Consider the following 14,185-nt stretch of genomic DNA (forward strand, 5'->3'; position numbering starts at 1 on the left):
ATGAAATTATCTCTTAAGTGTGAGTACATTATTGAAAAAAATTATTCAAAACATAGTGAATAGGATTTTAATTAAAAAAACATTGCTTTGATTGTAAGCTATTTAGAAATTTATATGTATATTTGCACCTCGAAATAACTAAAAATTTATAAACAATGTTTGCAATTGTAGAAATAGCAGGGCTTCAATACAAAGTTGAGCAAGACCAGAAGTTGTTTGTAAACCGTTTAAAAGGAGATAAAGGAGGAAAAGTTTCTTTCGATAAAGTTCTTCTTACTGTAAACGGTGCAATCACTGTAGGCGCCCCAGCTGTAAACGGAATCACTGTAGAAGCAGAGATCCTTGACCACGTTAAAGCTGATAAAGTAATCGTTTTCAAAAAGAAAAGAAGAAAAGGTTACAAAGTGAAAAACGGTCACAGACAATCTTTAACTCAAATCGTAATCACTGGTATTACTGGTTTTGAAGGTGGAGCTAAAAAAGCTGCTGCTAAAAAAGAAACTGTGAAAGGTGAAGTTCTTTCTGACAACGCAACTGTTAACTTTGGTGAAGATCACGAGTTGAACTACCACTTAAAGAAAAACAACTTGTCTCAGTCTAAAGAGAACAGAGAAACTTTAATTACTTTAGGTAAAGCAGTTAAAGTTGAATTAGAAAAGAATATTCTTACTCATGAAGAAGTAGATGCTGCTATCATTAAGAATATCGATCAATTTAAAGCACTTAATAAATAATCCAGTAATAAAATGGCACACAAGAAAGGAGTCGGTAGTTCCAAGAACGGTAGAGAGTCTCACTCTAAAAGATTAGGTGTGAAGATTTTCGGAGGACAAGAAGCTATTGCCGGAAATATTATTGTTAGACAAAGAGGTACTCAGCACCACCCAGGTGATAACGTGGGAATCGGTAAAGATCACACTTTGTTTGCATTAGTAGATGGTAAAGTAGTTTTCAGAAAGAAAGCAAACAACAGATCTTTCGTATCTGTAGAGCCAAACGCATAATTTAAGCGTTTTATAAAAATTAAAACCTCAGTTTTTACTGAGGTTTTTTTATTGGCTTTTTTTAATATATTCATTTATTCGTGAAATATTTTATATTTGCTAACTATTCAGTTTTGAATCAGTTGCGATAGCCGAAAAGCAAAAGAGTAGGCCAATATTAAAACAAAATATCTATGAAAAATGTAAGAAAATTAACCAGAAAGAATTTAAGGGAAGTAACCGGAGGTGTAGCAGCAGAATGTCCTTCCATGTTTCAGTCTTGCGATGAGTGGTGCAGATGGACTCCATGGCAGAAATCACACTGCATGCTTTCTCAGCCATGCACAGAATGTTTTGAATAGCATCAGAAAATATCAACCGAATCTTCTTTAAGATCACAAATAGAGCTGAACCTTTAATAGTGTTCAGCTTTTTTTAATATTAAAAAACGTTAAATAATGTCTCAAGGCTGTGAAATATTGATATATTTGTCCGTAAACCTATAAAAAAATTATTGCGGAAGCCGAAAAGCAAAGAGAGTAGGCAACAAATAAAACTAAACAATCATGAAAAATTTGAAAAAATTAACGAAAAAGAGCCTTAAAGAAATCAATGGAGGAGCGGGTACAGTATGGTGTCCACCAAAACCAATTACTTCATGTAGTACATGGTGCGGACTGACAAAGGAACAGAAAATGCGTTGTCTGCTTGATGTAGAAGAGCCTTGTGAATGCATTTAATCATCTCTATCTTGTATAGAGCTTTAAAATAAAGTTCGGCGGCTTCAAAGAAGCCGCCGAACCTGTTTTATATTATGTTCTGTTTAAAATCCTACCTGGAATCCTGCTTTAACCCCGAATTTAGAAATATCAGGTCTGTCAAGATAATTTCCTCTCCAGTTGAAATCCACTCTGAAAATTCGAAGGTTTCCAATTCCTATATTTTCAATCCCGAATCCATATTCATAATAGATATGTTCGCTTGGTGCAGAATATTTAAAACCTTCTACATTGATCGCTTTGGAGGCATCACTTAATGTTCCATAGGCTCCTCTGATAAATGCAACTTCTCTCAGTTTCAGTTTTTTAATCAAAGGAATGTAAGAAAGGATCTTACCGTTAAAATGATGTTCTAATTGAAGAGTCGTATACGCATCCGTCACAAACTCATAATAGTTAAGCTGAGAGAATGTATTCGGTACCAGACCATAGGAAAGGTTGGCAGGAATAATATTCTGTAATGCCAAAGGAACTGTATTGAAGTTCTTTCCAGCTTCGAAATTAACCACTAGTTTTCCCATACTTCCAATTAAAAATGGCTTGTAGAGCATAAACTGGAGTTTGTCATAATTAAAATCAGCATTGAATAAACCTTCAATACCTCGTGTATATCTTAAAACAATAGTTGGAGCTAAGTTTCTGGCCTGGTAACGGTCAATTCCGGTTTGTGAGAATTTTGCACCAGGTTTGGCAATTAAACTGATGGTAACGTGCGAGTCATTAACTGTCTGTCTCAACTGCCCGTCTTTATAATACATCAGATTGAATTTCTCAGGAATAGCAGACTTAATACTCTGCATCACTCCATCTACTCTGATCTGGAAATTTTTCCATGGTTCAATAGCAGCAAAAACGCTTGTTTTGTTTACGGAACTTAAAGAAATGTTTTCTCCTCTTGCAAAAAAGGTACTGGTAGACGAAGATTGTGGAGTAACACCATCACCTGATGTAAGCTGTCCCCCAAGCTGAACAATATCTCTGCTGGTTCCTGCCCCAATCATAAAGCGGTTAAGCTTATTGAACATATATCTTGCTTCTACGCCATATTTAAACTGTTGATCTTTGAACCCATACGCTGTGTAAAACTGCGCTCTCCAGGTATCATTCAATCCGAAATAGGTTCTTGCTCCTAATCTTATTCTGTCACCTTCTACTTCATTTCTTCCGTAAATTGAGAAAATAGGACCAATATCTATTCCTTTAAAGGCATTATAATAACGTGAACCAAGTGTTTCAAACAGTTTTACCATTCGGTTGAATTTCGGCGTCTGCTGAAGCTGGTCAAGCATGTTATAAACGCCCTGTTCTGCTTTAGATAAAGTGTCAGGTCTGGCTTTAGTCCAATATGCATCGTCTTTATTGGTGAACTTGTCTTCGTACTCTTCTTCAGTACGTTTGAATACTTTAGGATCAAGAGGCTTGTTGAATTGATAATCGGAATAATCTACCGATCTTTTGGCGATGATACTTTTTGCGCCTTTCTTTTTTGAGAAAGGACTCATTTCAAATTCGGTGATCAGTTTTTTAGGAAGAAATGTAGCGTCATCAGGATTGTCGTATTCTACCTGAGTATACACACTGTTGACAAAGTTGACGTTGATCTTCTGTGTTGACTTTAATGTTGCTCCTAAAACAGCATAAGTATCAGTATCAATATAAAGGTTTCCCTGGAATGCGAGAATGTCTTTTCTCTTGGGCTGATACCTTATCTGAAAGGCTTTCTCACCACGTATCGTAATGGTGTCCATAAGGCTATAATCGTAAGTGCTGAAACCATCACTTCCAACAGGGCTCTGGAATCCGATATCGAAATAATTCAGAGTATTGTCGTAGATATTGATATCACGGTATAAGTTTTTAGCCGAAACCGTAATGACCTGATTGTCCTGGAAACCTGAGGTTTTTTGGGCAACTAATGTTCTTTTACTGTCTTTATCCGGTTTGTTTTTACCATAATTTTCATAAACGGCTTCATTCAGGAAAATAGGAAGTCCAAGTCTTCCGCTTGCTGTGGAATCTGCATAATCGAAAATGAAATCCAGTTTGTTGAAAATCTTTTTCTTCATGAATGCGCTGTCAAGATTGTTCAGGTCAAACTGCGTTTTTTCATACTCTTTATAAGAGTAGGTATCGAATTTTTCCAGTCCGTTATTTCTTTTCTGTGCCCATACTTTCTGCATAATGGCATAAGCCGGATTTTCTTTCTTGCTTTTGTATTTTGTTTTTCCGCTTTGAAGAACAATCTCCTGAATGTCGCTTACTTTAGCCTGTGAAAGCTGTACGAAAATATTGTCAGCATTTTCAGGGGTGATATCAAGAGTTTCTGTAGTATAATTTTTTCTGGAAAATTTTAACTGATGAATGATGCTATCAGACTGAATGATGAAACTGCCTGAAGTTGTCGTCAGGGCAGGTGTTTTACTGTCGTTGATAAAGATATCAACTTTATTGAGTTCTTTACTGTTCTTTTCGTCAACCACCTTACCGCTCGCTTTGTTTTGAGCGCATACGGAACCGGCGAGAATCAGAAAGAAAAATAAAAGATAGTGTTTTTGGGAATTATTGTTTAACATCATTCGTTTCTTCAGGCAATTATCATAAACAAAAAGCATGCAGTTTATTTAAAAAATAGGTAAAAAAATAAAATATTTTTATTCTATCCTATAAAACGACAAAAATAGCGAAAATAATATATGTATGGGCGAAAAATTAATCGGGAAGTTTTAATGCTTAAAATATAATAATCAGAGAATTAAAAGAGAGCATAAGTCACAATCTCTATAGCAGATTCAGGTGCTGTTTTAAGGATTTATAAAATGAAAAAAGACTTACAAAAATGTAAGTCTTTTTTGCTCCTCCTGCTGGGCTCGAACCAGCGACCCTCTGATTAACAGTCAGATGCTCTAACCAACTGAGCTAAGGAGGAATTTCCTTTGTTTTAAGTGGTGCAAATATAATAGGAATATCCGTACCAAGCAAGTTTTTGTTCCTGAATATTGAACGAAAAAAGCTATTGGTTTATTTTTCAATAAATTAAATTTTAAATATTTTTCTGTGATGGGCAGGAGATTATTCATGATTTTATAAATTCCAGCCGATAAGCTTTGGGACTTTTGCCCCGCTGCGTTTTAAAAAATTTATTAAGATGGCTCTCATCAGTGAATCCCAGCTCATCAGCAATCTCTGAAATTCTGTTGCTGCTGTGTTTTAAACGGTGCTCTATTAAGGTGGTTTTATAATTATTCAGATAAGACTGAAGGGTTTCACCGCTATGTTTTTTAAAGTATTTACCAAGATAATTTTCAGAAAACCCGAACTCTTTACAGATATTTTCAGTTCGTATTTTTTCAGGTTCATAGATATTCGCCTGTATATAATTCAGAATCGTAATAATTCTTGATTCTGAGGTTTCATCAATCTTCTGTGGGAGATATTTGGCAATATTGCGGGCAACGATAACAATAAGTGTATTAATGAGTTGTGCGGTTATGTCACTGTGGTACAGGTCTTTATTGACGGCTTCTCTTATCAGAGCTTCTACAATAGGTCTTACAAGTGTTTTATCTGTCTGATTTTTTAGAATACATCCGGGTTTGTGGTTGGCATTTTCGAGAATAAACTCCAGACGTTTGATATTCTCTTTCGAAATTTTATCACTTTTTAAATAAATATTACTGAACCTCAGAAAGAGAAAACGGGTCTTTGTATCAATCCAAAACTGGCTGCAATCCTGTGGTGTCAGAAGAAACATGTGGTTATCCGAATAGGAAAAGCTGTGCTTATTAATGCAATGCTGCCCTGTGCCTGATAAAATAAAGACAAGTTCAAAGAAATTTTTTCTGCTCTCTTTATCCGGGAACGTTTCTAATGTTTCAAAGTGAATGCTGTAAGGCTCATATAATACGTCTCTGTTCATGTGTGTTACTTTTATAGGCAAAATTATACAAAAATAGGGAAGTTTTGTACCGGTAATTTGCTAATTATCAGTATAATTTTGCCTTGTTCAAATATTGCAATTGTCTACCAACATAAAAAAGTTACTCGATAAAGGATCAAATTTCAATATTAAAAAATTATAACATACTAATCATATATACAGATGAAAACCAATAGATTTTTTTTGATTTCTTCGATTTCAGTACTATTTTTCTTCAACTCAGCTAAGGCTCAGCAGAAGGTCATTCAAACGGATTTTAATAAAGGAACCTGGGAGCAGGTGGGAAAAGGATTACAGCGTAAATGGATATCCGGTTCGGAAAGTACTTTTGCCTTCTGGAAAATGGATAAAGATGCTCACGTAGCTCCTCATAGTCACCCCAATGAACAGGTGACCTATATTAATAAAGGAAGTGTAAAAGTACTCATGAATGGAAAAGAGCATATTATAAAGGCTGGCGGTGTGCTGGTGATTCCTCCAGGTATTACGCATGAGTTCTTCTGCCTTGAAGATGGAACCGAAGATCTGGACTTCTTTACTCCTGTGCGTAAAGACTGGATGGATGGATCAGCATCTTATCTTTCAGCACAAAGGAAAAATCTTGAAATCGTGGCGCAGTTTACTGATTCCAGACCAGGAAATGTAGCAGTGAGTCATAACGGGAGGGTATTTGCTACTATGCACCCTTTATCCGATCCCAAACAGCAATTGGTAGAAATCTTCAATGGGAAGGCGGTACCTTTTCCTTCTACGGATTTACAGAAAAATGGACAACCGGCTGAAAATAATAAATTTGATACTCCGCTGGGAGTTACTATAGATAAAAAAAATCGTCTATGGATGATTGATATGGGGCTTGAGCTTGGGAAAACCCGTCTTTGGTGCTTCGATTTGAAAAAGAATAAAGTAGCTGAAAAGATAGAATTGTCTGCCGATATTGCTCCGAAAGGCAGTTTTATTCAGGATGTAGTGATAGATGAAAAGAATGGCTGGGCTTACCTTGCAGATATAGCCAATCCGGGAATTATTGCATTGAATCTTAAAACAAAAAAAGCAAGGAGGTTCGGTGGTCATCAGGCTTTACAGTCGGAAGATGTAGATATGATTATAGATGGGAAAGTCATTGATTTTGGAGGTAAACCATCCCGTGTAGGCGTTAATCCTATTACGCTTTCAGATGACAGGGAAACATTATTCTTCGGTTCTATGAATGGAACATCGTGGTATGAAGTTCCTGCCCAACTTTTTAGAGAAAATAAAGACGACAGTACAATAGGAAAATCCATTAAAAAATTCGGAGAAAAACCAGTGAGTGATGGTGTGGCTACAGATCAACAAGGGAATCATTACATTACTGATCTTGGAGGTCATGGTATCAGTAAGCTGGATAAAAATGGAAATCTCACGGAATTCATTAAAGATTCAAAATTACAGTGGCCTGATAATATTGCAGTTTCTGATGATGGCTACCTGTATATTTCAGTCAACCAACTTCATACAACAACAGCATTTTCCGGTCAGCCGGATGCCGGAAAACCTCCGTATTTTATCTATAGGGTTAAATTATAAGCTAAAATTTCTTACAAAATATAAATCACATAAAATATTTAAACAATGAACAAAACGTTTAAGTCGGTGGCGGTGTTGAAGTCTAAACCGGAGAAAAGAGATGATTTGAAAAATGCTTTACTACAACTGATAGAACCAACCCGTAAGGAAACCGGCTGTATGTATTATATTCTTTTTGAGGATAAAAAATCTCCCGGAACTTTCTATATGTGGGAAGCGTTTGAAGATGAAAAGGCTTTTGAATTTCATACCCAAACCGAACATTTCAAGAACTTTGCAGGCCAGATGGATGAATTGATGAGTGAGCCTATACAGCTTGTTGAACTGGAAAGAATTTCAGAGGAATAAAACTCTTGTCATCATAAAAGTTAAGATCAGACCAAATAAAAAGACCTGCACTTTTGCAGGTCTTTTTATTTTATAGTTCCGGAATTTTATTTCTTTAAATCTTTAAGAATTTCCTGAACAGCTCTTTCCAGTTGTGGATCATTGTTCTGAAGACGGTCCATAAAGGTATTTTTAACATAAATATCAGGTTTTACACCTGTTTTTTCCAGGTTCTGTCCGTCTAAGGTGTAAGTCCCCCATGAAGGAAGTCTATAAGAAGATCCGTCTACCAACCCTTTTGCTGAAGTGAAAATAATCCATCGATAAGTATCCTGACCGATAATTTTACCAAGTTTTAGAGCTTTGAACCCGGCTGCCGTCATTTCGGCATCACTTAATGAAGCTTCGTTGATCAGAAGAACAATAGGTTTTCCGGAAGGAGCGAAGTTCGGTTGTGTTGTTATTTTTCCTTCACGGTATTTCCATTGCAGATAAGGTCTCTGAGAAAGGAAATTCAATACTTTGTCATGAACATTTCCACCGGTGTTGTAGCGTAAATCGAGAATAACAGCGTCCTTTCTGTTCTCCTGTTCTACCATGTCCAGAAGGAATCGGTCCAGTTCATCAGTAGACATGTTTTTCATGCAAGAGTAAGCAATGCGGTTATTGCTCAGTTTGTCTACACGCTGGTGATTGTTGTAGATCCAATCATCGTAAAGTAATCCTTTTAATTCCCCATTAGAAATTGGATGTACTTTGGTGGTTACAGTTTTACCATCACGATTAAAGGTAAGAACAAGTTCATCCTGTTTTTTAGGGCTTGTGAAATACGTTTCGATATTTTCGTTTAGATCAATCTTCTTTCCGTTTACAGAAGTCAGTTGATCACCAGGTTTGATATCAACTCCTGAACGGTAAGCGGGAGATTTTCTCACAATGCTTTCTACCGTGTAAGGCTGATCTTTTTTGAAGATAATTCCGGTTTCGTTGGTGAAATAGTTCAGGAAAACAGTTTCCTCTTTTCCGGTAGATGAAAATCCGGTGTGTGAAGAATTAAGCTCACCTAAAAGATCATTCAATAAAATTCGCAGATCATTTCTGTTATTTACAAACGGAAGGTATTTTGCATACTGCTTTTTTTTGGCTTTCCAGTCGATACCATGGAATTTTTCATCGTAGAAGTTTTCTTCCACACCCGTCCATGCTTCAGCATACATCTGCGTAAATTCTGAGGCCAGATCTTTATCAAAGCTATATTGGATATTGATTTTCTCAGGCTTTAATGTGGCAACAGTTGTTTTGTAGATATTGCCTTCTATCAGAGCGAATAGGTTTTTCTCATTTTTGGTTAGATAATAAGCTGCTTTATCAAACACTTTTTCAGATTTGGCAGGCTCAAAATCGGTGAACACCTTTTTGTACAGTTGTCTTTTCCCATTATCCTGATTAGAATTAAATAATAGAATCTCTTTTTTATCATCAGCGAAAACGGTCGGATCATCCTGATATCCATATCGGTCGGTTACCAGTTCAATTCTGTCCAGGGTATCTTCAGGATTTACTTTCAGCTCTTTGATTACCGGTTCTTTTTCTTCTTTTTTCTCTTTGTCCTTGTCTTCTCCTTTTTTGTCCTTCTTATCTTTATCCTTTTCTTTATCAGAAGATTTTGTTTCCTTTTTTTCTTCAGTGAAAAGACTGTCAAATTTTTCAGATTTAAAAGGTTCATCAAACCAATCCAGAGCCATGCGGTAAATGTTAGATTTCTGCATGCCTAAAGGGTAAGACGGATTGGTTCTGTCGCTCGCGAAATAAATATACTTGCCGTTTGGAGACCACACAGGATCTTCTTCTGAAACTCCAGTGTTGGTAAGGTTTAAAGTCTGTGCTTTTTTAATATTATGGATGAAAATATCGAGTTCGAAGTTTCTTTTTGCAGAAAATAATACATATTCATTGTTGGGCGAGAAAGAAGGTCTTGAGTTTTGGAATGCCCAGATTTCATCTTTTACAATGGTAGTGGATTTGAAACTTTTTAAATCCAATAATCTTACTTCATCCCTTCCGCTTAAGTAAACGGCTTTTGAAAGGTCGCTGTTCAGGGTGATGCTGCGGTTGTTTCGTAAATCTTCGGTTAATTGCTTTGGCTGTCCTTTTCCGTCTGCCTGAATCGTAAACCAGTTTTGATAGCCGTTATAAGTTTGATTGTAAAGTAAAGTACGGTTGTCTTTCAGCCATTTTACTTCCATAGCACGTTCTTTACCGTCAGAAACCTGCTGGGCAAACTTCCCTTCAATATCAGAAACGAATATGATACCACGGCTTATGAATGCCATTTTTTTACCGTCCGGAGATACATCATAATAGGAAATATTATTTTCCACATTGAAATTCTGTGCTTTTTCCAGGGTTTTATTGGTATTCAGGCTGATGTTGAGTGGAGTTGTTTTTTTTGAGGCTACATCATATGTATAAAGCTGATAATCCTTTTCAAAAATAACTTTGGATCCGTCGGCTGAAACAAACGGTTTTTTAATAGAAGTATCAAATTGCGTTAAAGCAGTTTTTTTACCATTTTCGATTTTATAAAGATTGTATTCGCCATTATTTTCATCAGAAATAAAATAGATAATCCCATTTTTATCTACACTTGGGTTGAAGTCTTTTCCTTCGTAGTTGGTGTACTGTTTGAAAGAATTACTTTTTGGATTGTATCCAAGAATATCAGGATTATTTTCTCCCTTATAACGTTTTCTCTGTACCTGATGAGCACTTTCAGATGAGCTTGTGAAAAGATATTCTCCTGCAGGAGTTTCCACAAGTCCATTGGTATAGTTAAAGTAATTATTGAAAAGTTTTTCTGGAGTTTTTCCTTCAATTGTCGTTTTAAAACTGCCGAAATTATTATTTCTGGTGGAAGTAAAATAAATCGTTTTACTGTCCCATGCCCAACTTTCCATTTCGTCTTTTCCGGTATGGAAAGTCAGTTGCTTGATGGTTCCGCCTCCTGCGGGCATTACATAAACATCATAATTTCCGTATTGGTTAGAGCTGAATGCAAGCCATTTCCCATCCGGAGAAAGACGGGGATTGATTTCTTCTCCATCCAGCGCAGTAATTCTTGAAGCATTTCCTCCATTGGAATCTGCTTTCCAGATGTCACCGTCATAAGCGAAGTAAGTTGTTTTTCCATCAGGACTCAATGAAGGACTTGATAAAAAATAAGACTTTTCCTGCGCTGAAACTCCGATTATAGAAAATGCTGTTAATAACGAAATAATAGTTTTCTTCATGGTACAATTGGGTATTTATTCAATGCTGTATATTGGTTTTTATTATTCTTATCGTTGTAGAGCGTATTTGTTAGGATTTTCTCAATATCGATTACTCTAAAAAAGAATAGTCGGATGATTAAGGAAATCGTTACATGAAAAATGCCTGAAAGGTGCAATGATATTCAATACAACAGGTCAATACTTCATAAAAATTAAGGTAATTTACAAATATCTGTCTCCTGAGGTTATTCTACAACATACTTTTTCATTAGTGAATTGGAAGTATTGATTTAAGCAGGTAAATTCGGAGATGTGAAAATGATTAAATTCCATGACTTTCATTCAATGTTTTTATAGCAAAAACCTTTACCAAATTTGGTAAAGGTTTCTATAGTATATGATTTCGAGAAAAAATTATTAAAAATTATATCCGATTCTTAAGTGTAAATCAATTTCACCATAATTACCATAGTCTGTTTCATGACGAAAGCCAAAACCGATTCCTGCTTCATAATTGAAATTTTTGGCAAAACTTCTTCTTATTCCCCATTTTGGAACAATAGAATAACTCTCAATACCTTTATTGTTGCTTGAGAATACATCAGTTCCAGGTCTATAGTTTACAGCAATTCCAAGAAAATTTCCTGAATTATTTTTGGTGTTAAATCCCTTTTCGCTTCTTTTACTAAGGTTGTAGTAATATCTTGGTTCCAATCTAAAGTTAGGATGCCAAACCGATCCATTTCCTACAAACCATGAGGGTTCTAAACCTGCTTCTGCTCTTAGTGCGAGGCTATTAGAAATTTTTAACTCATTATTCAGCCAAACTCCTACAGTGCCCAGCTGAATATTGAAAATTGATTTTTCAACAGTTGCTTCCTGTTGTGAAAATATTTTACAACTTGATAGTAAGAATATAAAAAAAAACAAATTTTTTCATTATTGCTATTATTGTTTTGTTACACTCCAATTTCCACTACCAGCACCCATTTTCCAGGTGCCTGAGTGACTTCCCATATTTCCAGATAGAACAAATCCAGAGTTAGGGGAAGGCGTATTGTAAATTACGCCTCCATATACATTTGTATAATATATATCTTGTGTATTATTTATGGTTCTGATGACTTCAACCGATCCACTTTTTTTAATATCTAAAACAAGATTTCCATTTTCACTACCTGTATACGTTCCTACCCATCTACCCATATATGGTGAAGTTTGATTCTCCTGTTCTTCTTTCAAGCGTGTATTTTCTAATATATCTTCACACGAAAATATCACACCTGAAATTAGAGATAGTAACAGAAACAATCTAACATTTTTCATATTTAATAGTTTGCAGTAGCAATTTTACTTCCATGCCATTGTCCGTTTCTCTTAACAATACCATACATAAGTGTCTTAAATTCCTGAGGCTTTTTCAGTGCACCTGGCGAGGCACTTGGACTCACATTACCACTAGAATCTATATTAAATCCTATTTGGAATCCCCAGTCAAAAGTTTTATGAACATCATCTGTACCATATTTATGGTCATAAAAAGTTTTGGCTACCATTAATTTTCCTAGAGGTGCAGCATTGTAAGAGAAGGTAATGTTATTACCAGGTCTAGGCTTTCCTAAGGATTGCCAGAAATTGCCTAATCTTTTTACTGTTTCATTCCAGAACAATTTGTTTAAATTTTCATGTGACAGCTGTTTGTTTCCTGCCTGTAAAGCAGCATATAATCCTTGATCCAATAATGGATTACTAGAGGTGTAATTATATGGTAAAATATCTTCAATATAGAAGTCATCTTTGAAAATTGTAGGATAACCTTGAGTGCTATATCCGGATATTGTATAAACATTTGGATAATAGGTAGGTGTCCAAAACGTATTGGCATCAAAAATTGTTCTGTTGTTGTTATTGTAGATAGACGTAATTCTATTTTGAGAAGGAGCAGGATTGAAATAGGATGAATAATCATAGTAGAATGTACCAGAAATAACTCCTAGCCTAATTTCATCAACATTTTCTTTTCTCCAAAATCCTGTCCATCCTCTATATTGGTGTTTTACTTTAACACCTAAATTGTAAACAAGGTAATAATTATAATTATATGCTTTGGATTTTACTCTTCTTCTACTCTCGTATTTGTCTACACACATATCAGAATCTCCAAATAAACTTTGAAGAAACGTTGTATAGGTATCACAGTTTGGCAGGGAATTGATAAAGTTTGACATTTGAACATTAGGATCTGTTACTGGAGGGGAATTTGTGGATGTCCCTCCTCCGCCTCCACCTCCCAAAGGAGGCATTGTAACCGGATAGTATCCCAGTCCATCGTCAGAATAAATAGAATAAACCATAGGTGCAGGACGTTCTGCTACAAAGTTGCTTCTTATTTCATTATCAGTAGTATATAGTAAGTTGTCTGCTATTTTTTGTTCCGCTAGATAATTAGTTAATACTTCATATTTGTCTTCATTAATTATAAATATACCTACATCAGTATATTTGTAAATATCTGTACCAACTTGTATTTCCCCATCACTATTTAATAATGCCGAAAAAGCATCATCTCCTATGATTTCTTCCAGATCATCGATGTCACTAATCATTAAATCAATGTTTCCAATGTGTGAAGCTGCATCAGGGGATTCCATGAATCTTGCATTGTTTTTTAATGCTTCCAAGCGCTCCTTCGTTTTGTTGTAAACGGTTTCTTCATTACCTTCAGTAACAATTGGTCTCAAGGAAGTAATACCCAGACCATCTATAAAAGCAGCAATTTTTTCATCTTCTGCTTCTTTTAAATCGTCATAAGCTTCCTGTAAAGCTTGTTTAGTTGGAAAATAAGCTCTGCCATTGATGACTTTTGCCTCTGCAAGTTTCCCCGATAAATTTTTTGTGATTTTTTCTTGTGTAGCTTGAGACTCTGTTAATAGCTCATCATTACAAGATGCAAGAAGTGTTACTACCGTTAATAGTAACAGTACTTTTCTTTTCATAAGTTATTAGTTGTTTAGTTTTAAGTTGTAAATATATGTTTTTTTATGATTATGATAATAAATTTCATGTAAATTTATATTTGCAATATTAAATAATGAGGTATAGGAGGCTTTTATTTACTTTTTCTCCAAATTTTCTGTATTAAAATAGTTAGGGTAAGACGGTTTTATAGTATGTATTTGGTATGTTAATTCAGATTTTTTGTGGATTCTCTGTATCGGACTCTTATTAATTCAAAAGACCTGTAACTGCTGTACTGCTGTATTTGATGATGACTTCGGTATTTTGTGCTCTGCGATTGGTTTTTGCGGTCGACTTTTT

12 protein-coding genes and 1 tRNA gene are annotated in these 14,185 nt (G+C 35.4%); 6 read left to right on the plus strand and 7 right to left on the minus strand.

The annotated features are described in order from the left end of the window. Nucleotides 1–155 precede the first annotated feature (155 nt). The 4 genes from rplU (at nucleotide 156) to ACMA47_RS14735 (ending at nucleotide 1,723) form a co-directional block, all read left to right on the plus strand. A complete protein-coding gene (rplU, locus tag ACMA47_RS14720) occupies nucleotides 156–734 on the plus strand; it encodes a 50S ribosomal protein L21 (RefSeq protein ID WP_076597840.1) in 579 nt (192 codons plus the stop codon). 12 nt (nucleotides 735–746) lie between these two features. Next, nucleotides 747–1,004 (plus strand): 50S ribosomal protein L27, encoded by a 258-nt coding sequence (rpmA, locus tag ACMA47_RS14725; RefSeq protein WP_002984034.1) that lies wholly within the window; start codon nucleotides 747–749, stop codon nucleotides 1,002–1,004. A 173-nt stretch (nucleotides 1,005–1,177) separates the two neighbouring features. Next, entirely contained in the window at nucleotides 1,178–1,345 is a 168-nt protein-coding gene (locus ACMA47_RS14730; RefSeq protein WP_413930368.1) for a bacteriocin-like protein, read from the plus strand. Nucleotides 1,346–1,549: 204 nt separating this feature from the next. Continuing rightward, nucleotides 1,550–1,723 carry a bacteriocin-like protein gene (locus ACMA47_RS14735; RefSeq protein ID WP_413930369.1) on the plus strand — a complete coding sequence of 58 codons (174 nt, stop codon included), beginning with the start codon at nucleotides 1,550–1,552 and terminating at the stop codon, nucleotides 1,721–1,723. 83 nt (nucleotides 1,724–1,806) lie between these two features. Here ACMA47_RS14735 and ACMA47_RS14740 read toward each other — a convergent pair whose 3' ends face one another. The 3 genes from ACMA47_RS14740 to ACMA47_RS14750 form a co-directional block, all read right to left on the minus strand. Next, a complete protein-coding gene (locus ACMA47_RS14740; protein WP_413930370.1) occupies nucleotides 1,807–4,338 on the minus strand; it encodes a DUF5686 family protein in 2,532 nt (843 codons plus the stop codon). Nucleotides 4,339–4,614: 276 nt separating this feature from the next. Then, a tRNA-Asn gene (locus ACMA47_RS14745) sits at nucleotides 4,615–4,688 on the minus strand. A 147-nt stretch (nucleotides 4,689–4,835) separates the two neighbouring features. Then, nucleotides 4,836–5,678: an AraC family transcriptional regulator gene (locus ACMA47_RS14750; RefSeq protein WP_413930371.1), complete on the minus strand. Its 843-nt coding sequence runs from the start codon at nucleotides 5,676–5,678 to the stop codon at nucleotides 4,836–4,838. Between the two features lie 183 nt (nucleotides 5,679–5,861). Here ACMA47_RS14750 and ACMA47_RS14755 point away from each other — a divergent pair, with 183 nt between their 5' ends. Both ACMA47_RS14755 and ACMA47_RS14760 read left to right on the plus strand, forming a co-directional pair. Next, a complete protein-coding gene (locus tag ACMA47_RS14755) occupies nucleotides 5,862–7,268 on the plus strand; it encodes an L-dopachrome tautomerase-related protein (protein ID WP_413930372.1) in 1,407 nt (468 codons plus the stop codon). 45 nt (nucleotides 7,269–7,313) lie between these two features. Beyond that, nucleotides 7,314–7,616: a putative quinol monooxygenase gene (locus tag ACMA47_RS14760; RefSeq protein ID WP_413930373.1), complete on the plus strand. Its 303-nt coding sequence runs from the start codon at nucleotides 7,314–7,316 to the stop codon at nucleotides 7,614–7,616. An 86-nt stretch (nucleotides 7,617–7,702) separates the two neighbouring features. Here ACMA47_RS14760 and ACMA47_RS14765 read toward each other — a convergent pair whose 3' ends face one another. From ACMA47_RS14765 to ACMA47_RS14780, 4 genes are all read right to left on the minus strand, one after another. After that, complete coding sequence (locus ACMA47_RS14765; protein WP_413930374.1) at nucleotides 7,703–10,885, minus strand: S41 family peptidase; 3,183 nt, start codon at nucleotides 10,883–10,885, stop codon at nucleotides 7,703–7,705. 399 nt (nucleotides 10,886–11,284) lie between these two features. After that, the gene (locus ACMA47_RS14770) at nucleotides 11,285–11,797 is read right to left on the minus strand and encodes a hypothetical protein (protein ID WP_413930375.1); all 513 of its coding nucleotides are present in this window, start codon (nucleotides 11,795–11,797) and stop codon (nucleotides 11,285–11,287) included. 18 nt (nucleotides 11,798–11,815) lie between these two features. Then, on the minus strand, nucleotides 11,816–12,193 hold the full coding sequence (locus ACMA47_RS14775) for a hypothetical protein (RefSeq protein WP_413930376.1): 378 nt from the start codon (nucleotides 12,191–12,193) through the stop codon (nucleotides 11,816–11,818). Nucleotides 12,194–12,195: 2 nt separating this feature from the next. Beyond that, nucleotides 12,196–13,863 (minus strand): hypothetical protein, encoded by a 1,668-nt coding sequence (locus tag ACMA47_RS14780; protein ID WP_413930377.1) that lies wholly within the window; start codon nucleotides 13,861–13,863, stop codon nucleotides 12,196–12,198. Nucleotides 13,864–14,185 lie beyond the last annotated feature (322 nt).

This window comes from Chryseobacterium sp. T20 (assembly GCF_047345655.1).
Classification (GTDB): domain Bacteria; phylum Bacteroidota; class Bacteroidia; order Flavobacteriales; family Weeksellaceae; genus Chryseobacterium.

Coding starts and splice junctions, on each gene's coding strand:
- ACMA47_RS14775 (WP_413930376.1), bottom strand. CDS start 12,193: ATGAAAAATGTTAGATTGTTTCTGTTACTATCTCTAATTTCAGGTGTG.
- ACMA47_RS14765 (WP_413930374.1), bottom strand. CDS start 10,885: ATGAAGAAAACTATTATTTCGTTATTAACAGCATTTTCTATAATCGGA.
- ACMA47_RS14760 (WP_413930373.1), top strand. CDS start 7,314: ATGAACAAAACGTTTAAGTCGGTGGCGGTGTTGAAGTCTAAACCGGAG.
- ACMA47_RS14780 (WP_413930377.1), bottom strand. CDS start 13,863: ATGAAAAGAAAAGTACTGTTACTATTAACGGTAGTAACACTTCTTGCA.
- ACMA47_RS14740 (WP_413930370.1), bottom strand. CDS start 4,338: ATGATGTTAAACAATAATTCCCAAAAACACTATCTTTTATTTTTCTTT.
- rplU (WP_076597840.1), top strand. CDS start 156: ATGTTTGCAATTGTAGAAATAGCAGGGCTTCAATACAAAGTTGAGCAA.
- rpmA (WP_002984034.1), top strand. CDS start 747: ATGGCACACAAGAAAGGAGTCGGTAGTTCCAAGAACGGTAGAGAGTCT.
- ACMA47_RS14755 (WP_413930372.1), top strand. CDS start 5,862: ATGAAAACCAATAGATTTTTTTTGATTTCTTCGATTTCAGTACTATTT.
- ACMA47_RS14730 (WP_413930368.1), top strand. CDS start 1,178: ATGAAAAATGTAAGAAAATTAACCAGAAAGAATTTAAGGGAAGTAACC.
- ACMA47_RS14750 (WP_413930371.1), bottom strand. CDS start 5,678: ATGAACAGAGACGTATTATATGAGCCTTACAGCATTCACTTTGAAACA.
- ACMA47_RS14735 (WP_413930369.1), top strand. CDS start 1,550: ATGAAAAATTTGAAAAAATTAACGAAAAAGAGCCTTAAAGAAATCAAT.